Annotated in this window: 18 protein-coding genes; 10 read left to right on the top strand and 8 right to left on the bottom strand. The window is 52.5% G+C overall.

Annotation, left to right across the window (positions count from 1 at the left end; all coding sequences use genetic code 11):
- The first annotated feature begins 244 nt into the window (after window positions 1–244).
- From PHQ97_14640 to PHQ97_14630, 3 genes are all read left to right on the top strand, one after another.
- Window positions 245–988 carry a flavodoxin domain-containing protein gene (locus PHQ97_14640; protein MDD4393970.1) on the top strand — a complete coding sequence of 248 codons (744 nt, stop codon included), beginning with the start codon at window positions 245–247 and terminating at the stop codon, window positions 986–988.
- Between the two features lie 82 nt (window positions 989–1070).
- Window positions 1071–2186, top strand: a complete 1116-nt coding sequence (locus PHQ97_14635) for an efflux RND transporter periplasmic adaptor subunit (GenBank protein ID MDD4393969.1) — start codon at window positions 1071–1073, stop codon at window positions 2184–2186.
- Window positions 2183–5287, top strand: a complete 3105-nt coding sequence (locus PHQ97_14630; protein MDD4393968.1) for an efflux RND transporter permease subunit — start codon at window positions 2183–2185, stop codon at window positions 5285–5287. The genes PHQ97_14635 and PHQ97_14630 overlap by 4 nt, the downstream gene beginning before the upstream one ends.
- 8 nt (window positions 5288–5295) lie before the next feature.
- On the opposite strand, the gene PHQ97_14625 is transcribed toward PHQ97_14630, so the two are convergent.
- The gene (locus tag PHQ97_14625) at window positions 5296–6702 is read right to left on the bottom strand and encodes a multiheme c-type cytochrome (protein MDD4393967.1); all 1407 of its coding nucleotides are present in this window, start codon (window positions 6700–6702) and stop codon (window positions 5296–5298) included.
- A 42-nt stretch (window positions 6703–6744) separates the two neighbouring features.
- Complete coding sequence (locus PHQ97_14620; GenBank protein ID MDD4393966.1) at window positions 6745–7320, bottom strand: NapC/NirT family cytochrome c; 576 nt, start codon at window positions 7318–7320, stop codon at window positions 6745–6747.
- 396 nt (window positions 7321–7716) lie between these two features.
- On the opposite strand from PHQ97_14620, the gene larC reads away from it, so the two are divergent.
- The 3 genes from larC to larB all read left to right on the top strand — a co-directional run bounded on the left by larC (window position 7717) and on the right by larB (window position 10729).
- Window positions 7717–8928, top strand: coding sequence for a nickel pincer cofactor biosynthesis protein LarC (gene larC, locus PHQ97_14615; protein MDD4393965.1), 1212 nt, complete (start codon window positions 7717–7719; stop codon window positions 8926–8928).
- Entirely contained in the window at window positions 8925–9764 is an 840-nt protein-coding gene (larE, locus tag PHQ97_14610) for an ATP-dependent sacrificial sulfur transferase LarE (protein MDD4393964.1), read from the top strand. Before larC ends, larE begins: the two co-directional genes overlap by 4 nt.
- A 194-nt stretch (window positions 9765–9958) precedes the next feature.
- Window positions 9959–10729 carry a nickel pincer cofactor biosynthesis protein LarB gene (larB, locus tag PHQ97_14605; protein MDD4393963.1) on the top strand — a complete coding sequence of 257 codons (771 nt, stop codon included), beginning with the start codon at window positions 9959–9961 and terminating at the stop codon, window positions 10727–10729.
- Window positions 10730–10755: 26 nt separating this feature from the next.
- Here larB and PHQ97_14600 read toward each other — a convergent pair whose 3' ends face one another.
- Together PHQ97_14600 and PHQ97_14595 are read right to left on the bottom strand one after the other, a co-directional pair.
- Window positions 10756–11790 (bottom strand): M48 family metallopeptidase, encoded by a 1035-nt coding sequence (locus tag PHQ97_14600; protein ID MDD4393962.1) that lies wholly within the window; start codon window positions 11788–11790, stop codon window positions 10756–10758.
- Window positions 11787–13112, bottom strand: coding sequence for a YjgN family protein (locus PHQ97_14595; GenBank protein ID MDD4393961.1), 1326 nt, complete (start codon window positions 13110–13112; stop codon window positions 11787–11789). Before PHQ97_14595 ends, PHQ97_14600 begins: the two co-directional genes overlap by 4 nt.
- Before the next feature lie 1292 nt (window positions 13113–14404).
- Between PHQ97_14595 and PHQ97_14590 the strand changes: the two genes are divergently transcribed.
- The 4 genes from PHQ97_14590 (at window position 14405) to PHQ97_14575 (ending at window position 18983) form a co-directional block, all read left to right on the top strand.
- Window positions 14405–15562: a M20 family metallopeptidase gene (locus tag PHQ97_14590; protein MDD4393960.1), complete on the top strand. Its 1158-nt coding sequence runs from the start codon at window positions 14405–14407 to the stop codon at window positions 15560–15562.
- Window positions 15563–15827: 265 nt separating this feature from the next.
- A complete protein-coding gene (locus tag PHQ97_14585; protein MDD4393959.1) occupies window positions 15828–17306 on the top strand; it encodes an MASE3 domain-containing protein in 1479 nt (492 codons plus the stop codon).
- Window positions 17307–17604: 298 nt separating this feature from the next.
- On the top strand, window positions 17605–18051 hold the full coding sequence (locus tag PHQ97_14580) for an NfeD family protein (GenBank protein MDD4393958.1): 447 nt from the start codon (window positions 17605–17607) through the stop codon (window positions 18049–18051).
- 80 nt (window positions 18052–18131) lie between these two features.
- Window positions 18132–18983, top strand: coding sequence for an SPFH/Band 7/PHB domain protein (locus PHQ97_14575; GenBank protein ID MDD4393957.1), 852 nt, complete (start codon window positions 18132–18134; stop codon window positions 18981–18983).
- Between the two features lie 803 nt (window positions 18984–19786).
- Here the strand turns inward: PHQ97_14575 and PHQ97_14570 are convergent.
- The 4 genes from PHQ97_14570 to PHQ97_14555 all read right to left on the bottom strand — a co-directional run.
- Window positions 19787–20227: a universal stress protein gene (locus PHQ97_14570; GenBank protein ID MDD4393956.1), complete on the bottom strand. Its 441-nt coding sequence runs from the start codon at window positions 20225–20227 to the stop codon at window positions 19787–19789.
- 23 nt (window positions 20228–20250) lie between these two features.
- Window positions 20251–20556, bottom strand: a complete 306-nt coding sequence (locus PHQ97_14565; protein ID MDD4393955.1) for a hypothetical protein — start codon at window positions 20554–20556, stop codon at window positions 20251–20253.
- On the bottom strand, window positions 20534–20776 hold the full coding sequence (locus PHQ97_14560) for a hypothetical protein (protein MDD4393954.1): 243 nt from the start codon (window positions 20774–20776) through the stop codon (window positions 20534–20536). The genes PHQ97_14565 and PHQ97_14560 overlap by 23 nt, the downstream gene beginning before the upstream one ends.
- 107 nt (window positions 20777–20883) lie before the next feature.
- The coding region (locus PHQ97_14555) for a PaaI family thioesterase (protein MDD4393953.1) at window positions 20884–21115 on the bottom strand (232 nt) is incomplete at its 5' end.

The following is a 21115-nucleotide window of genomic DNA, read 5'->3' as shown; positions in this document are numbered from 1 at the left end:
AAGAGGTCGGCCAACCGGTATGATGAGAGGTTTCCTTTGAAAGGATTCCTTATACTATCGGATTGACCGGCCTCTTTTTTTTGCACTTCGTTTTATGTCAATTTAAAAAAACTGGATCATCGAGTTAAAAGGACTTTATCACCAGGACTGGAATTTTAACATCGTCAACACGGGCGATCGCCTGAGCCTGGGGCAGAAAGACATAGTCTTCATTGAAGCGCCGATGCTTCACTGGCCGGACAGTATGTTCAGCTATCTTACCGGAGACAATATCCTGTTCAGCAATGATGCGTTCGGCCAGCATTATGCCACTGAATACATGTTTAATGACCGGGTGGATCAGGCGGAACTGATGATGGAATGCATTAAATATTACGCCAACATCTTAACGCCGTTCAGCCCGCTGGTCATTAAAAAGATTAACGAAGTGTTATCCTTCAATTTACCGGTCGATATGATTTGCACCAGTCACGGCGTTATATGGCGGGATCAGCCCGACCGGATCGTACACAAATATCTGGAATGGGCAAACGCTTACAAGGAAAATCAGATCACCCTTCTTTACGATACGATGTGGAACGGCACGCGGATAATGGCAGAAAATATCGCCGCCGGCATTAAATTGTCAGATGACACCGTCAATATCAAACTGTTCAATACGGCCAAAAGGGATAAAAACGACATCATCACCGAAGTGTTCAAATCCAAAGGAATTGTCGTGGGCTCACCGACAATCAACAGGGGCATTCTCTCTTCAATGGCAGGCATTCTGGAAGAAATCAAAGGGTTAAATTTTGCGGGCAAAAAAGCCGCTGCCTTTGGATGCTATGGCTGGAGCGGCGAATCCGTAACAATCTTATCGGATATGTTGAAGGCCTCGGGATTTGATATCGTCGATGGCGGGCTGAAAGTCCTTTGGAATCCGGATGAAAAAAGTATAAAGCAATGTATGGATTACGGGGCAAGCCTTTCAGCCCTTTTATCCTGAGCAGGCGATTCCGGGAAGCTGCTCCCCTGCCCGGAAAAGCCGGTATCAAAAAACATTTCTAAAAATCCGTTCGGGTGTTGAGATGAAACGAATAATGAAGCGCTTTTTCAGCGGGCTCTTTTTCGCCTTACTGATTCTGGCTGCGGTATTTCTGGTCCGCTACCGCCGAGGGCAGATTGAGGCTGTGCCCATACCCACGCAACCGCCCCTGGCCGTAGAAATCACCGCGGTAAAGTCCGGCACCCTGTCCATCAGGGAGCATTACCTGGGTCGAATCCAGCCGGTTCTATCCACGGCGCTGGCCTCAAACATTGCCGGAAACCTGATCAGCGTCCACGGGTATCCGGGAGATATCGTACAATCGGGAAAAATATTGATCCGGGTCGACGATCGCATACCGGGAAAAAAAGTCACCGCTCTGAAAGCCGATCTGGAAGGTGCCGAAAAAGAACTGATTGCAAGAGAGAGGATTTTACAGCGCAATAACAGACTGCTTCAGCAACATGCGTCCCCCGAACAGCAGAACGACATTTACAAGATGGAACGGGATCTGACCCAAAGCAAGGTCTATCGTCTGAAAGAAGACCTTGCCAATGCCCGCATCCAACTGGGCTACGCTGAAATTATCGCGCCTTTTGCCGGAACCATTTTAAAACGGCTGCATGAACCCGGTGAATATGTGGGTCCCGGAGAACCGATTATAGAAATGGAGGATGCGGCCAAAGGGTATAAAATCGTTCTGCAGGTTCCCCAGGATGTCCTGAACCAGGTCACCGCAGGCGCTACCGCCTATATCTTAAATGGCGGGATCGAAATGAAAACCGCCGTTACCCGGATTTTTCCCATAGTTTTTTCAACCGAAACACTGGTTACCGTAGAAATTGACGTACCCACACGTCCCTTTGACCTGCGGAGCGGCGCCACGGTCGGCGTTGATCTGGTTGTCGCAGAACCTCTCGGCGCCCAGGTCCCCCTTCGGGCATTACTCGAAAATGGTTCAGATTATTATGCGTTTAAAGTAAACGAGGAGCAGCGGGTAACGCCCATTCCGGTCACCCTGCTGGGCTGGACAAAAGAACTTGCCGTTGTTTCCGGCAAGATAGCGGCTGGAGACTCCGTCATTGTCGCAGATGAGGCCGCGCTTCTTCGACTGGGAGAAGGCACAAAAGTCCTGGTCATAAAGGATTTTTCAAAATGAATTTTATCGAACGATATCTGAAGCACCCCCACGGCATAATGGCCCTGCTTCTCGGCGGCATCGTATTTGGTATTCTCAGCTTCCGGACCCTGCCCCTGAACCTGTTTCCGGATGCCAACTATCCGGCGGTTTCCGTGTTGATGGTCTGGCCGGGGGCTGCTGCTGAAGATATGGAAGACAAGGTGGCACGTCCTGTGGAAAAAGAACTGGCCGGCCTTGATCTGAGCCGAAAGGTAAAATCAATCAGCCGTGACGGGGTAGCCGCCATCTCCGTTGAATTCGATTACGAAAAAAGCCTGGATGCCGCGGTCACGGATGTGAGTGCGGCCCTGAATCGTATCGTTTCGGTATTACCTGCGGGAATCGAAGCGCCCCGTTTGTTTCGGATCAGCGATGCCGTATCGCCGGTCGTCACGCTGGCCGTATCCGCCCGAAACGGCAGCCACCTGGATCCTGCACGGGTTCGCCAACTCAGCGACAACGAACTCAAGGAGGCGTTGCTGCGAATTCCCGAAGTTGCCCAGGTTGAGGTTTTTGGTGGATACACGCCGGAGATACGCATAGAGGTAGACCCCGACCGCCTGGCCCGGCACAACCTTACCCTTGCTCAGGTTTCGGCGGCCGTCAATGCCCACAATGCCAACATTCCGTCAGGGCTGATCATCAATGAAAACAACCAGCTGCTGATCAAAATTGCCGGTGAAAAACAGCTGAAACAGGCGCTTTACGATATCATTGTCGCCCACGACGACACGGGTGCCATTCATCTTCGCGACGTTGCCAGACTTGTCACGACCCACGCAGAACGGCAATCGTTTTTTCACGGCAATGGAAAGCCGGCCATCGGCATAAATATTCTGCGTCCGGAAAAAGGGCATGTGACGGTTACGTTAAGCGCGCTGGAAAAACACCTGACAAAAATCCGGGAAGACTTTCCGGAACTGGACATCCAGGTAGCCGATACCCAGAAAGATTTAATCGAAACCTCGGTCAGCAACCTGACCGTCAGCTTGCGCGATGCCATTATCCTGACCGTGGTTGTCATTCTGCTGATGCTGGCGCGAATCCGCATGACCCTGCTGGCAGCCATTTCAATTCCTTTCACCTTCCTGCTGACATTTGCGGGAATGAAACTGATCGGGTACGAACTCAATATCGTGACACTGACCGGTATCATTCTGGCAGTGGGCCTGCTCGTGGATGATGCCATCGTGGTCATTGAAAATATCGACCGGCATTCTCAACAGCCCGGAATCACCCCCCAAAAGGCCGCACTGACCGGGACCAAGGAAATATTTCTGGCGGATTTTGCAGGAACGTTCACCACGCTGGTGGTTTTATTCCCGGTGATGTTTGTGGGGGGATATCCCCAGAGAATCCTGAGACCCCTGGCAATAGTACTGTTTTTGTCACTTTTGTCGTCTTATATCGTTTCGGTGACCGTGATTCCTCTCTTATCGCCCCGGCTGTCGGGGACCACACGCCTTGAGCAGTATATCGAAAAATACCTGGATAAGCTCACAAATATGTGGCTTACACCGTTCCGGCGCTTTTTTACCGGCGCATACCGCTTTGCCAGACGATACCGATGGCTGGTGATCGGACCGGTGGGGGTGGGGCTTTTTGTGATCAGCGCAAGGGTCATGCCGCTGGCCGGAAAAGATCTTATGCCGCCCATGGATACCGGCATTCTCAAAATCGCATTCGAAACCGAAACCAATACGGCTTTAACAGCAACCGAAGCCGTTGTCACGCAGATGGAAAAAAGGGTTATGAGCGTTCCCGGGTTTATTCGAATGGCAACGAAAGTCGGCTCCGAGCCCGGGGTAATCAGCTTTGGCTCTGAACGAAATTCCCAGGAAGGCATCATTACCGCTCACTATGTCGATCGGTTTCATCGCACGGAAACCATCTGGCAGATCGAAAACCGATTGCGATCTGAATTATCGCAAATACCCGGTCTGAAAGTCATCAACGTGTTTGATTATGGCGCAACGCCGCTATCATCGATCAGCGCACCGATCGATGTCATGATTTCCGGCCCGGACGGCGAAACGCTTGCGCGACTGGCAGCAGATGTGAGCAACGCCCTGTCATCGGTTCGCGGACTCACGAGCGTATCCCGCAGCTGGGATTACAGTAAACGCGAACTGCACCTGAAACTCGACCCGGAAAAAATGGCCGTATACGGAATTGATCCCATACAGGTAGCCGCCACCCTGAAAACCGCCATCCAGGGCAACAGCGCATCGGTTTTGAGAGTACCGGGCGAAGACGGCCACGTGCTACGGGTCCAATACCCGCCGGAGCATCGCAACAGCCCCCTGGATTTAACGACACTGCTGATTCCCACCCGCACCGGCCAGGTCCCGTTAAACGAAATCGGGACTCTGGAGCCCGCGTGGACCCGGAGCCGATTTGTACGGCAGAACCTTCAACCGGTGGTGGATGTTCTGGGCTACCGATCCACCACAGCCATATCCCATGTACAGGATCAGGTGGAAGAGCGCCTTAGACACATCGAGATACCCCGGGGCTTTTCCGTCGGGCAGGAAGGGGAAATCAAATTCATGGGAGAAAGTTTCGGGCGCCTTGGCAAGGCCATGCTGCTGGCCATAATTTTGCTCTATTTTTCGTTGGTGCCCACGTTTCGATCATTTCTGGACCCGATCATGATCATGCTCGCCATCCCTCTGGCATTTATCGGTATGTCGTGGGGCATGCTCATCATGGGCCGTCACTTCTGCATGCCGGCCTCGATGGGCATGATTTTACTGGCCGGAATTACGGTCAACAATTCCATTTTGCTGCTGAATTTTATCAAAACCGCCCGACAACAGGGAAAATCCCTGGATGAGGCCATCGAAGGGGCCATTTTCACCCGGACACGCCCGATCCTGATGACGGCCCTGAGCACCATCATGGGCATGCTGCCGATCGCCGCAGAACGCGCCATCGGTCTGGAACGGCTGTCACCGCTTGCGGTGGTTGCCATCGGCGGACTCGTTGTGTCCACCCTGCTCACGCTGGTGTATGTGCCTATTTTTTATACAATTTTTGAAGAGGTACGAGAAAAATATCAGCGTGTTGGGAATCGCTGAAATTAGATTTATTTGCCTTCCGGAAACAATTTCTCGGGACGCTTAGTAGTTCCGGTGGCATTGGGGTAATCAGGATACACGTAGGCCTTCTGGCCGGTTTCAATGACATGGTCGGCTTCTTCCATAAACTCGTTCAAGCGGGGCTTGCACTCATAAAATCCATGCCACCAGGCATAGTCCGGTGCCATCATCATCGAGCCCATACGCGCACGCCGGCCTTCATAATGCCAGAGTTCGTAAAATTGCAGTTCAAGGTGTTCGTCGAAAAATTTCGTGGAATCCAGCAACCCCTTTTCATACAGCTCGTCCAGCTTTGCCTTGGCCGGTTTGAAATAGACGTCATTATACTCCTGCACAGACGTATCAAAACCCTTATAAAAATCGTTAATCCAGGAATCCCCATGGCACTGGCGGCAGATGTTTTTCATTTTTTCGCGCTCCGCCTGCCATTCCGTCTGCGCCGGAAACGCTTTAAATTCCGAAGGCCGGATCGTCAAGGGGGCCTGGGTTTCCCAGGACAGCCGCTCGGTCACATCATGGCTGGTGGTCACTTTGCCCGAACCGGACATGTGGCAGGCCGCACAGGTCGGCGCCCGGTAGTCAATCCCGGCTGTCCACGTGCCTCCGGCTGCGTTAAAATTGTACTCGTCCTTATATGCGTGATACATCGTGCCGTGCTTGGATTCCTCAAATATCTCAATCTGGGGATGATCCGGCCCCAGGTGGCATTGATCACAGGCTTCGGGCATTCTGGCCTCAGCTACTGAAAAACGATGCCGGGTGTGACAGGACGTGCAGGCACCCTTGCTGCCATCGATATTGATCCGCCCCACGCCGGCATTGGGCCATGTCGCCGGATCGATGGCGCCTTTGTCATCGATGGAGATCACCGTCCCGTGGCAATTGAAGCAACCCGTCTTGCGTTCATTGTCCGAATTCATACCCTTATTCAGCCATGGATCGATTTTCCAGATAATCTCCAGGGTATTGGCATGTTTGGATTTGCTGTACTGAATCACTTCATCCGGGTGGCATCGGGAGCAGTCCTTCGGGGTTACGATAGAGGCGATCGGAACCTTGTGCTTAGCCTCTCCGTAAGGCATATCCGAACGGTTGTAATAGGTTTCATGCCCCTTTGCGATGTCCTCATCACCGGGCTGAACCAGATGGCAATCCAGGCAGGTAATATTTGCGTTGGCATGGCGGCTTTTCGCCCAATCGGCAAACACACCCGGCGTTTTCGCCCTGTGGCATTCAATGCAGGCAACGGCTTCAGGCGGAATGCTTCGTTCGATCCGGTATTCCTTTACCTTGGAAAAATTAGGCTGCTGGGCGGAGGCTAACTGAAAACCGGACATCATCAGAAAAATCACGGCCATCATCCAGACCCGCATCCAGGTCGCTTTTCTTCTCATTTGCCAAACTCCTTTTGGTTTTAAGGTTAAAAAAAATCGGATTTATATCCCGAGGTTTTCCACGCTCAGCCCTTTTGCCTGATAGGGCTGCTTTCGGTACTGTCGGAACATGACCGACGTTTTATCCTTGTGAACCAGATCATAGTGACAATCCACACATCGCTTCTCATAACCCGGGCGGGCATACATTACGGAACGATGGGCCAGCATGGCTCCCCGGCTGTGGGGCATGCTGAGAAGGTTGCGGTGACATTTTTGGCACTGATCGTTATCAAAGAATTCATAGGCGGCGCTTCGGGACTTATCCCGGTCATATGCATCACCAAAAAAATGGACTGCAACGTCTTTGATGCCGTGATAGGTTTTGGAAAAGAAAAAGTCGAATGTGTCCTGAGGCGCCGGCAGGTGGCAATCCATGCAGTCCACCATAACCCCGGCTGCATTGTTAACATGGGTGGACGCCCCCCAGGCCCGAACCGCCGGTTTAATTTCATGGCATGAGGCGCAGAACCCGGGTGTTGAGGTGCGGACCATCGTGTAATAAAGCGTGCTGAACAATGCAAACGCAAGAACGATCCCGACGCAGATAAGTACCGATTGAATGATGTATTTTTTCATGGCGTTACCTTTTCGTTGAATTTACCGTCCTGAAAAGGATATCCTTCTTGACCCGGATGGCAGAGACTTTTCCGTTATGGATATCGACCAGAATAATCCGAACGTAATTTTTCAACAACAGGTCTGTGCTGATGGATAGAAACTGATAAAACGTGCGCGGCAGGTAGGATATATTTGATACGTTGTTACTTGATTATTTATACCACCGGAAGGGATGCTTCCTCAAGACATATCTCCAGTTGATGCTGACACCATGGGCCTGTGACGCATACAGAGCGCCTGATAAAATTTCTCCTTCTACTCAGAACTTGTTCCGTAATACATTTACATGCTATGATTTGTGCGTTGAAAATAAACCGCTGCCGTCATACATTTTCCCGGGAGGCACACCGCATCATGAAAACACTGATTATCGATCCCCGAATTGCCGGAATCGCCGGCGATATGATGGTCGCCGCTCTGGTTGACCTGACCGGCAGCGAGACGCCGGTAGCAACGGTAGCCGAAGCGATTCGGCCCCTGCCCGCCTGCCGGCGCTTTGACGCATCGGTCCGGCAGGTTGAATCCGGCGGCATCGGCGCCCGGCAGCTCGATATCCAGATCGACGAAAACCGGCTCAGCCATCCGGAAGACCTGCTCAACGCCATCCATTCGGTAGCCGAAGCCGTCGGGCTGTCAAAAAAAGGGCGGGGTCTTGCCATCTGTATTACCAAAGACCTGATCCGGGCGGAAACCCGGGTACACCGCAGCCATGTTCACCTTCACGAGGTGGGATCACTCGACACCGTATTTGATGTGACCGGGACTATTCTGATACTGGAAAAATCCGGGTTTCTGGACGGCTCCATTTACGGCATGCCACCCAAACTCGGCAACGCCGTCATCTCCATGGCCCATGGAAACATTGCCTCACCTGCTCCCGCCACCCTGGAGATCCTGTGCCGGCATCAGCTGCCGTTTGCCGAAAGCCACGAAAATATGGAGCTGACCACGCCCACGGGTGCTGCCATACTGGCCAACATCACCCATAAAATTTTGGACAGCTACCCGGCCATGACCCCGGTTCGCACCGGATACGGGGCCGGTCTGAAACCGCTTCCCCATGGGCCCAACGTGCTTCGGCTGGTGGAAGGACGAACCGGTACGCCCGATCACGACCGGGTGGTAATGCTCCAGACGAATCTTGACGATACCACGGGAGAAATTCTCGGTTACACCCTGAGCCGGCTGCTTGAAGAAGGGGCCGTGGATGCCTGGATCGAAAATGCCATCGGCAAAAAAAACCGGCCGGTTCAGATCCTGACGGCGCTGTGCCAATGGAGTGATTATCCGCACCTGTCCCGGGTCATCATGGAGCAGACCGGAACGTTGGGGCTTCGGGTCATCGAAGCAGGGAAAATCATGGCCCGGCGGGAAACCCGCACCTGCACGGTCCGGATTGAGGGGCAGACGCACGAGGTCCGGATCAAGGTATCAACGGCCGGAGAGCGGCGGCTTCACGCCAAACCGGAATTTGACGATATCCGCGCGATTGCCGAACGGCACGGACTGCCCCCCCGACAGGTGGCCGAAGCGGTCATGCGGCAGACAGATTCGGATTTAAAATGAAACAGATGAAAATTCTATCGAAATCTTTGCAATCGAAGTTCGATCATCTGAAACAATGCCTCGCCGCCATGAAAGCTGTGGCGGTGGGATTTTCCGGCGGTGTGGACAGCGCATTTCTGCTCAGGGCCGCCGGTGATGCCATGGGGAAAAACGTGTTGGCCGTAACGGCCGTATCCGAAACCACCCCGCGCCGGGAGCTGGGACAGGCAGTTTTGTTTGCCCGCGCGGTGGGCGTTCGTCATCTTCAGGTTCCCACCCGCGAACTGGACCTTCCGGAATTTGTCGACAACACCTGCGACCGGTGCTATGTCTGCAAAAAATACCGGTTCGAACGGATCCGGCAAACAGCGGAAGCTCATGGAATTTTTCTCCTGGCAGACGGTGAAAATCTGGATGACGCCAATGACTTCAGGCCCGGCCGCCGGGCTGCCGATGAGCTTGGCATCCGGCACCCCCTGGTCGAAGCCGGGATGAACAAGTCAGACATCCGGCAGCTGTCCCAATGGCTGAACCTGACCACCTGGAACCGGCCCTCCTCCGCCTGTCTGGCCTCCCGCATCCCCTGCGGAAGCCGGATTACTGCCGAAAAACTGCGACAGGTTGACGAGGCCGAGGAGTTCATTCGCCGGCTCGATATCTCTTCTCAAATCCGGGTCCGCCATGAGGGAGAAACTGCCCGTATCGAAGCGGATACCGCGGCCATTTGCCGACTGGCAGACGATTCGATCCGCCAAAAGATTGTGACGCATCTGCAGCGCCTGGGCTTCCGGTTTGTATCGCTTGATCTGGAGGGGTATTGTACCGGCAATATGAACACGGCCTTGCGGGCGGACTGAAGAGCGCTATCGTTTGAGGCAAAAATGAAAATTCCTATACCATTAAAATCTTTTGCCGCGGATCATCGCGGATTTTTCTTTTATGCTTAATAACCAAAACTTCTTTTAAGCTGATCTTTTCTATCCGCGTAAATCCGCGGCTTATTTTTTTGCGTTTCTTATGACTCTTTGCTTATTAAATCAGGACATCCCCTATGACCCCTGAAAATCTGAAACAGCTGCTGGAAGGCGTAAAAAACGGAAACCTGACCATCGACAAGGCGCTTGAAGAACTCAAACACCTGCCGTACCGGAATCTGGGTTTTGCAAGGATCGACAATCACCGGTGCATCCGCACCGGGGTAGCCGAAATGATTTACTGTGAGGGCAAAAGCCTTGAACAGATCCGGGGTATCGTCACGCACCTTCCCGAAAACCATAAAAATATCCTGGGAACCCGGGCCGGACAGGAGGCATTTGACGCCATCAAAGAGGTCCTTGATGACTGCATCTACCACAAAGAGGCCCGGATGGTGGTGATCCGGCCGGAGGCGGTCAAGCAGTCAGGAGCGGTGGCGGTGGTATGCGCGGGCACATCCGATATTCCGGTAGCCGAGGAAGCGGCCCTGACCGCCGAAATCCTCGGCTCCCGGGTGGAACGCTTCTATGATGTGGGCGTGGCCGGTATCCACCGATTGCTGGACATCCACCAACAGTTGCAGGCGTCCCGCGCCATTGTCGCCGTGGCGGGCATGGAGGGCGCCCTGGCCAGCGTGGTGGCGGGGCTGGTGGACTGCCCGGTGATCGGTGTTCCCACCAGCATCGGCTACGGCGCAAGTTTCGGGGGAATCGCAGCGCTGTTGAGCATGCTCAACAGCTGCGCCCCGGGCGTATCTGTGGTCAACATCGATAACGGGTTCGGTGCAGGCTGCCAGGCACACCTGATCAACTGCCAGTCACAAAAAAACGCCCTTCGGGCGGACTGAGGAGCGCTCCTCCAGCGAAGCGTCCGTTATTCCTCAAACCGGGCCATGCGCTCTTCGTTCAGAGGATGGGTGGACAGGTAGCCGGCCCATCTGCGTTCCCCGGAACCGGATGTTTCCCGCTGCGCTTCATCCATCCGTCGGATCAGGTTGGCAAAATGAACCGGGGAAATCTGCCGGGACCGCAGCCAGTCGAGCGCATACTGATCTGCCTCCCGTTCAAATTCACGCGAATAGGAAAGCTGGGTCAACAGCACCGGAAGCCCCAGAAACAGCTCCGAGGTTCCCGACACATCCCCGGTGAACGCCAGCAGGATAAACGACAGGAGGGAGTCCTGAATCAGGGTCCGCACTCCGTGCCGGCAGACCACATGGCCGGTTTCATGTGCCATCACCGCCAGCAGCTCATCGTCATCCACGGCCATCTTTACCATCTCGTCGGTAAAAATGATGGTGCCGTCCGGCAGCGCAAAGGCATTGGCGCCGATACGGCCGCCTTTACGGAAAAGAACCCGCAGATGGATTGCGGGGGACGCCTCCACCAGCAGCTGGAAATGATCGCTTAACCGCGTTTTCACCTGATCACTCAGCCCGGAAGGGCCCAGCAGTTTCTGATCGAGAAGCCGAAGCGTCTTCTCACTGGCATGGTCCATTACCGATTCGGGAAGCCGAGCGGCCAGCAGCCGTGCGGTTAATGGCACGCCAAATTGAACCGCCCCCCAGATGATGAGAACCATGAGCACCAGTGCCGCCAGGATATAATGCCACCGGCTCTCCATCACATGGATGATTTGAGTCCACGGACGAAGATTCAGACGGCTCAGCAGCGCATCCACGGCCTCATTGTCATCGGTCTCGAACCGGGCGCCGTCGGAAAATGTCAGGTACCGGGGGGTATCTCCGAGTCTCGGTGAAACCCGGACATCAAAGGTTTCAACCGATCGAAGCAGTTCCGCATCCGCCCTGCCCTCGATAAGCATACGGGCGTCGACCGACACCCGGCACACGGCCGGGATTCGGGAAGAGGTTTTTCCGTCAGTCCAGTATCCGGTAAATTCGATCATAATCCGAAATCAAAATCCAGAAAATCGGTCAATTCCTCACCAAACGCGTCAATCTGCTCCTGCTGGTGAGCGACAAAGTGGTCAAGATCGCCTCCGGGTACAAGCCGAAGATGTTCGGCCCGGTAACGCCAGGTGCGGACCCTGGCCCAGGGATGAAAGAGCCCCAACGTCAGGGCCGTGCCCAGCGTGTTGGTCAGTACCAGCAGCGCGTACTCACCGCTGTTCAGCGCTGCCGCAAAGCCGTGGGACGACAGGCGGCAGGAATTGTAAAACAGGTTCGTGGTCCTGACCGAAAAAAAGGCGAACATAAGCAGATAGACGGCCAGAGATACCAGCGCGGCGGCGGGAGCAAACACGAACCCGGCTGCCACCACCAGCGCGATGCCTCCGGCAAGGGGAATCAGCAGGGACAGAAACATCCGATAATAGCTGCCGGCCGTGGCCGTAAATTCAAAGGCAGTGGTGCCGTAACTGCTGTGCTCGACAATAAACTTGCGCTGCTTGAAATAGGCGTAGGGCCCAAGCAGCCCCACGGTAATGGCGCCTGCGGCAGGCCAGAGCACAAAGGCTTTGAACGAGTCCCAGTACCCGGCGCGGAAACCGAAGCGAATATTTCTCAAAGCGCTGTTGCGGGCATTGAACGAGAGCGACCGCACCAGCATCCATGGCAGCACCGCCATAAAGGCCAGACCCATCAGCCATCCAAGGCGGGGAACGAAATTGGTCACCAGAAAATAGACAATCAGAAACACGCCGGCAACCAGACGGCCCTTGAGAATTTTACCCGGATCGGCCAGGTATTCAAACGCTGCACCTCCCAGCCGGGTGCTGCCGTACACATACCGCTTGCGGCGGACCTTGGCCCAGGCCGAATAAATGCCCAACGTGATGATGGAAAGAAGGATATTGACCTGCCAGATACGGAAATACGCTGCCCCGGAGCCCCGGAATTCAAAGGCTACAGGGCCACTGCTTTCCAAGGGCGGTTTTTCGGTATCCGCTTGACGGATATCCGCGACAGGTCGTTTACTGCCGTCATCGTTTTCCTGAATCCGGCCGTTAGATGCAGCATGCGGAGGTTCGGCATCTAACGGCACTTTTTCCAGAACAACCCGCAGGCCTGCCGATAAAAATTCCTGCTTATACTGAATGGCTGTCTGCTGATCAGCCCCTTTTTTAAGCACCGCCCTGCGACTTGCAAGAATCCGCCGGGCCGATTCTTCGCTGATGGAAAAGGAGGTCAGCAGGTTTGCGACAACGGTTTTAAATTCAAACCCGTCGAGAATTTCACCGGTATAGACGACATTGTATCGGGTGTTCATACGCTTTCTCCAGCGCCCTTTCGGGCGGACTCAAGACCACTTCGTTTGAGGAGCGCTATCGCTTGAGGAGCACTTCGTTTGAGGCAAAAATGGAAATTCCTATACCATTAAAATCTTTTGCCGCGGATCTGCGCGGATCTTTTTATGAATAACAACCGGGACGTATTGTGAGTTGCTCTTTTTTTATCCGCGTTCATCCGCGTAACTCCGCGGCATATATTTTTTTTGCGTTTCTTGTGACTCTTTGCGGCTATCAATAGCTCCCTTGCGGGGGGCTTGGGACAGCTATCGCTGCTTTAGGACCACTTCGTTTGAGGAGCACTTCCTTTGAGGGAAAAGATAAAAAACAAAAAGCTTTTATCTTATAATTTCCTCAAAGACGCAAAGCTCCCGGCCCTCAAGCACAGCGTCCCTCAGCATATACCAGTTTGACCCAGGTCTTCGTCCTTTGACTCCTGGCTTTTTTATTCTCACGCAAAGGCGCAAAAAAAAAATAAAGACAGCGAACGGCTCTGGATATGCCGTAACAAATCACTTCTGTTCCAAGGGTTATGAACAATTCCAATTTTGTTGATAAATAATTTCAATATGATAGCCCGCATCAACGGCTACTTTGGCACTATCATCCTCAGTCCTGAATCCCCTTTGCGCCTTTGCGTGAGCAATTTTTTTCATAACATTAACAATTCGTAATTAAGCTTACGACTTATGACCGCTTTCCCGATCGGGCATTTCCTTTTCCCGATGGGCGGACACGGGGGTCCGCCCCTACACTCTTAACCTCACACCGGGACGTATTTTGAGCTGCTCTTTTTTTATCCGCGTTCATCCGCGTAAATCCGCGGCTTTTTTTTTGCGTTTCTTGTGACTTCTTGCGGCTATCAATAGTTCCCTTGCGGCCGGACTTGGGACCGCTATCGCTTAAAGAGCGCTTCGTTTGGGGCAAAAGATAAAAAGCAGGAAGCTTTTATTTTATAACGTCCTCATGCCCGTACTTACCGCATCATTGATGCGCTACCATTATCGCCCGCCTTTTTCAAGACCGCTCTGCATTCGTATCTGCATATTTGTCACGATTATGGCCTATTTTAACAGTATTGTCTTTTGCAACCGGCCGCTCTTTACAGGGATAAGCTTTGAACGGCCTGCACGCAGCGCCATGAAAATTACTATGAGCGATAAAATACAGATGGCATATAGATTGCTTCCCTTGCCATCATATCGTATGATATCAGACATGATGCCCCCTGTGGAATAGTCCTCTTACCCTGTAAATGATTCCGGAGCACCCAATGTATTCAAAACCCGTTTCCGCCGTTGAGCTTGCCCAGACCCTGATTACCTTCAACACCATCAACCCGCCGGGCAATGAATCCGACTGTGTGGCATACCTGGCCGACCTGCTGTGCGATGCCGGATTTTACGCACGTTTTTTTGAATTCGCTCCCGGCCGAACGAGCCTGGTGGCCCGGCTGTCGTCATCCCTCACGCCGCCCCGGCGACCGCTGTGCTTTGCCGGGCACGCGGATACGGTTCCGCTGGGACAGGCCCCGTGGCATGTGGATCCGTTCAGCGGTGTGATCCGGGACGGAAAACTTTACGGCAGGGGTTCCAGCGATATGAAAAGCGGGATCGCCGCCTTTGTGACGGCGGCGCTGGATACGTCGTCCTGTCTTAAAAAAAAGGGGCACGATCTCATCCTGGCCATTGTGGCCGGAGAAGAAACCGGCTGTCTGGGGTCAAACCATCTTGCAGAACTGCCGGATTCGGAAAGAGCCGCTGCACTGGGAAAGGCCGGCGCCGTGATCATCGCCGAACCTACGGGAAACCGGCCGCTGGTCGGGCACAAGGGAGCATTGTGGCTGACCGCACGTTTCCACGGCATCAGCGCGCACGGCTCCATGCCGATGCAAGGGGATAACGCCATCTACAAGGCAGCCAGGGCGGTCTGCAGGCTGCAGCAGTTTGATTTCGATACGGCGCCTCATCCGTATATGGGATCACCGACATTGAATGTCGGCACCATTTCCGGTGGAATGAACATCAATTCGGTTCCGGATGCCGCTGCGATCGGTATCGATATCCGAACGGTTGCCGGCCAGGACCACACCCGGCTGATACAACGACTGACACAGTATCTCGGATCTGATGCGGAACTGACGCCTGAAATCAACGAGGAGGCGGTCTGGACGGATCCGGACAACCCATGGGTACAAGACGTATTTGATCTTGTGACCCCAATTTTCAACCATCGGCCGGGTGTCGAAACCATATCCTATTTTACCGACGCGGCCGCACTGAAACACGCGTTCGGAGATGTGCCAACGCTGATTTTCGGCCCCGGCGACTCTTTTACGGCCCATCAGACCGATGAATACTGTGAATTACGACGAATTGATGAGGCCGTGGCGGCTTACTCGGCCATCATCCGCAACTGGTACGGAGTCTGAGGAAAGGCACCCTGCCCGGCCGCAAACCCGACCCGTTTGATAAAACAGTTACACTCTCTTTCATATCCGTCCTTCTTATCCCATCCTTCTCATGTTGAATCAGCGACCTGCGGGCGGACTGAGGAGCGCTATCGCTGTTTGAATTACTTATACAAGCCCCTTCAATCTTCTCATTGACACAGTCTATGCAATCTGGTAGCTTTTTCTGCCATTAAAAAAACGCACCTGCAACTCCTTCATCGAGTTGATTCGGGATATATTACTCATGGGAAACGGTTTATTTAACCGGGACAAAACCATAGAACTCCTTTCTGCCGCTGCAATTCTCTTCGGCCTTTATTATACCAGTCAGACGAATTATCTTCTCTTCCATGTGTTCATCGAATTATTCTCCATTATTGTCGCCTTCGGTATTTTCATGATTACCTGGAATTCCCGCAGGTTCCTTGAAAATGATTATTTCCTGCTGATCGGCATCTCATATATGTTTACTGGTAGCCTGGATCTTGTCCATACCATGGCCTATAAGGGCATGAACCTGTTTACGGTCACCGGTGCCGATCTTCCAACGCAGCTCTGGATAGTTGCAAGGTTCACGGAAAGCATTTCATTTCTGATTGCTCCCGCATTTTTTAAACACCGGCTGAATGCGCATCTTGCGGTTACCTGTTTCGCTCTTTATACGCTTGTCCTGTTCCTGGCGATTTTCCATTGGCAAATATTCCCGATCTGCTTTGTGGAAGGCGTCGGATTAACCCCTTTTAAAAAAATCAGCGAATATATCATCTGTCTGACGCTCTTTGGCTGTATCCTTCTGCTTTTCAAAAACCGACATCATTTCGAGATAACCGTCTTTAAACTGCTGGCGGCCTCGCTGCTGATGACCATCGGCGCCGAGCTTTTCTTCACCTTTTATATCAGCGTCTACGGACTGTCTAACCGGATCGGACATTTTTTTAAATTCGTTTCCTTTTATCTCGTTTACAAAGCCCTGATCGTAACCTGCCTGGTAACACCCTACAGTTCGATGTTCAGAAACCTCAAGCAGAGCGAGGCCTCGCTCAGGAAAAGAGAGCTGAAAATTTCAACACTGATCCGAAACCTGCCCGGCATGGCCTACCGATGTCAGGACACCCGCAACCTGGAAATGGAATTTGTCAGCGACGGATGCCGACAGCTGACAGGCTACGAGCCCGAAACGCTGGTCCATGATCAACAGATTTCATATAATGATATAATTTTCCCGGAAGATCGGGATTCCGTATGGAATCAGCGGCAGGAAGCCCTTTCCCAAAAAAAGCCGTTTCAACTCCAGTACCGTATCCTGACGGCATCGGGCGCTATCAAATGGGTTCTGGAACAGGGAACAGGCATTTTTTCCGAAACAGGCCAGGCAACCGCACTCGAAGGGTTTATAACCGATATCAGCGATCGGAAAAAGGCTGAGGAAGAAAGACTCCGAAGGGAAAAACTTCAAAGCGTCCTGGAAACCGCCGGGGCCGTATGCCATGAACTCAATCAGCCCCTCCAGAGTCTTCTCGGTTACGCGGAACTGCTGATGAGAAATGCCGACAAAGATTCACCCGTATACAGTAAAGCGGAATTCATTCGGGATCAAATCGAGCGGATGGGTCAAATAACAAAAAAACTGATGAACATCACCCACTATAAAACCAGGCCCTATGCCCGGGGAATACGCATCATCGATATTGACAGCTCCTCTAAAAAACCGGATGACCGATGAATTTTCCGGTCACCTCATCGGCCATCCGCTGAAGTGCCGATTCTGAAACAAACCGTAAATTTTCGCCATGGCTGCCCGGAGTCCCGGCGGTCTCCACGATGCACCGTCTGGCTTGCCCGGGTTGCTTCTTTAATCAGATACAGGCCTGATTAAAACATTTGCTTGAATATAGCCTGTGTTTCCGCTTAAACTACTCAGGAAGTAATTATTTAATAGTATAGGATTTTCCATTTTCTTAATCTGCGAAAATCTGTGTAATCTGCGGATAATATTTTTCCCCCAAGGAGCAACAGAATTTATGGAATACCGGCACTGGTTAGTGATTGGAATGGTGTTAATCATCGCTGAAATCTTAATCCCCAGCTTTACCATTTTCTGGTTCGGACTGGGCGCCATCATCGTAGCCGGCGTGGTCTGGTTCAGCCCGGCGATATCCGTCAACTGGCAGCTGTTCATCTGGGCTGTCGCATCGAGCGCCTTTACGCTGCTCTGGTTCAAATTTTTCAAACCCATGATGACCGATCGGACAACGGCAGGCATTTCCAGAGAGGCGGTGATCGGGAAAAGCGGCCTAGTGATAAAAATTCCGGAAGCGGACACCCGCGGTGTAGTTCGATTTACCACACCGCTGTTAGGATCGGATGAGTGGCCGTTCATCTGTGATGATGAGGTTGCAGGCGGAGACAGGGTATTTGTCAGAGATGTGTCCGGAAATACCCTGATTGTTGGGAAGAAACAGTCGTGAGTCATGAGTCGTGAGTCTTTTGACTCTCGACTCACGACTGTTTTTAGACTCTCGACTATTATTTTAAAAAAGGAGGTAATATGGATGGTTTTACTGTAGTTGTCGTTTTTCTGGTTCTGGTTTTTATAACGATTTTTATGGGTGTCCGGATTGTTCCCCAGGGCAGCAAACATGTGGTTCAACGGTTGGGAAAATTTCATAAAACCCTCGGACCGGGGCTGAACATTATCATCCCCTATATCGACACGGTTGCCTACAAGGTAACGACCAAGGATATCGTGCTGGATATCCCTTCGCAAGAAGTGATCACAAGGGACAATGCCGTGATCATCGCCAATGCGGTCGCATACATCAATATCATATCGCCGGAAAAATCCGTTTACGGCGTGGAAGACTACCGCTTTGCCATTCAGAATCTGGTTCAAACGTCCCTGCGTTCGATTGTCGGCGAAATGGACCTGGACGATGCACTGTCCTCACGGGACATGATCAAGGCAAAATTAAAGTCTGCCATTTCCGATGATATTTCAGACTGGGGAATTACCCTCAAGACGGTTGAAATTCAGGATATCAATCCCTCGGAAACCATGCAGAAAGCCATGGAAGAGCAAGCGGCTGCCGAACGCCAACGCCGGGCCGTCGTCACCCGCGCCGACGGGGAAAAAGCCGCGGCCGTCCTTGAGGCCGAAGGCCGTTTTGAGGCATCAAAGCGCGATGCCCAGGCAAAAATAGTTCTGGCCGAAGCCAATCAACAAGCGATTGAAAAAGTAACCGCGGCCATTAAAACCAATGAACTGCCGGTCATGTTTCTGCTCGGCGAGCGATACATCGAGGCCATGAAGAACATCTCCGCCTCCAACAACACAAAAGTGCTCGTGCTGCCCGCCGATATACCGGCCGCGCTGCGGGGGATATTGGGTGGTGCGCGCTAACGCGCGGACGGACTAAAGAGCACTTCGTTTGAGGAGCGCTTCGCTTGAGGAGCGCTTCGCTTGAGGAGCGCTTCGCTTGAGGAGCACTTCGCTTGAGGAGCACTTCGCTTGAGGAGCACTTCGCTTGAGGAGCGCTTCGCTTGAGGAGCGCTTTGTTTGAGGAGCGCTTTGTTTGAGGGAAAAGATAAAAAACAAGAAGCTTTTATCTTATAACATCCTCAAACAAGGGCGAAAAACTCCTACCCCTCAGGCACTCAGTCCTTTTTTCGGACTCGCTCACAACTTCGTCCATAGTTCCGGAGTGTGTCCGCGGAGTCCCAACCGTTCCCGGCGTACGACATGGCGCAATCCGGGGAAAAGATGCCGGGACTATGAAGCGTTAAGAAGCGCAAACTGTTTGAGGCTCGCCGAGTTTTTGGGCTTTAGCTTCATAGTCCCGGCATCCCCCGGGTCGTGTTGGAGAAGCCGGGAATGGGCGGGACGGAGCACGCGTCAACGTGGCTGAACTTATACTCAAAAATTGGAAATCCCTATACCATTAAAATTTTTTACCGCTGATCTGCGCGAATCATCGCGGATTTTTTTATGAACAACAACCGGGACGTATTGTGAAGTTGCTCTTTCTTTATCCGCGTTCATCCGCGTAAATCCGCGGCTAATTTTTTGCGTTTCTTGTGACTCTTTGCGGCTATCAATAGCTCCCTTGCGGCCGGACTCAGGACCGCTTCACTTAAGGCAATAGAGAATCTGTGAAATCTGTGGAAAAGATATAAAACGGATTAAAAAGAACCGATACTATTGCATTATCGTTTGATGACCAGAACCGGTTTTTCGGCTTTTCTTACGACCATTTCCGAAACCGACCCCAGCAGCATCTCCTCGATATTACTTTTCCCATGGGAGCCGATAACGATAATGGAAGCCTTCTCCTGTTTTTCCACCCTCAGTATTTCTCTAAATGGAATTTCCTTCTCTATCAGGACCTTGACGCCGAAGCCTATTTGCTTCAGTTCCCTTTCCATGGCACTCATTTCGGTTTTCGCGTACTCCATCATATCATTTTCGATCTTGAACGCATCCCCGGTGACATACATCGACATTGCCATGGATTCGATCGTTCTTTTGTCAATCACATGAAGCAGAATCACCTCCCTTGCACCGGCGCCTTTGAGTCGCTTTACAAATTCCAGGGCTTTTTTGGATACATCGGAAAAGTCGGTTGGATACAATATTTTTTCAAACATTTTTCTCTCCTCCTCTCTGATCATCAGGTAATGTCCACGCTGCAAGAATAACAGGCGTTCAGCGCGATTTTAAGCCCGGTCTCGATATCCTCGGCCACGATCGGCAGATGCCCTCTTTCCAGAAACGTGGAGGTCAGAACATTTTCATATGTTGCGTTAAAATCGATCTTTTCGTAAAACCGGCGCGTGATGATATCGGCCAGACCCATTCCCAGTGCGTTCCCGTGTGAGGCCGGCGTCAGATCGCCTGGCACGATATACCGGATCTCCGGGACAGGGGGTTCGGGCTGCCCTTTGATTTTCAACCTACCGATAATATTCGGGTCCATTCCTGTGCCGCTGATGTCTTTTCCCGTGCGGTCCACCACCAGCACATCTTTTCACCAGACCGCTCTCATGGGGCGCACGAAAATCCGTATGGGCCTTGACCCGGTTGATCACAATCACCCCGTCACTGTTCCAGGCATGCCAATCCATGTATACGCGATTGCCCAGCCCTTCGGAGGGCAGCTCCACCACGTCCATCGCCGATATCACGGAAACGCCCATGGTCTTTTCACTGATCCCGAGGCCTTCGAGTACCTCCCGCTGTCCTTCGGTGGTCGCCCCTTGAACATAGCCGGTTTTTCTTTGACCATGTACTGATTCGGCATGATTTATTTCTTGATGCTAATATCCCGAACCGCCCGGTCCTTTGCGATCTTGAAGACGGATGTAAATTCAAGAACCGGCCGATCCTCCTCGTTGAAGAGGGTGGCCTGTCCTTCCAGCAGTCTTTCCTCCTGACGGGTCACCCGCGCTCTGGACGTGATGATCCCTTTTTTCACGGGATAGAGAAATTTTGTTTCCGCTGAAATCGTTGCAAAATGGGTCTGGGGAGACACCAGG

It is taken from the genome of Desulfobacterales bacterium, from assembly GCA_028704555.1.
Taxonomy (GTDB): Bacteria; Desulfobacterota; Desulfobacteria; order Desulfobacterales; family JAQWFD01; genus JAQWFD01.
This window is presented reverse-complemented; position numbering and strand designations above follow the sequence as displayed.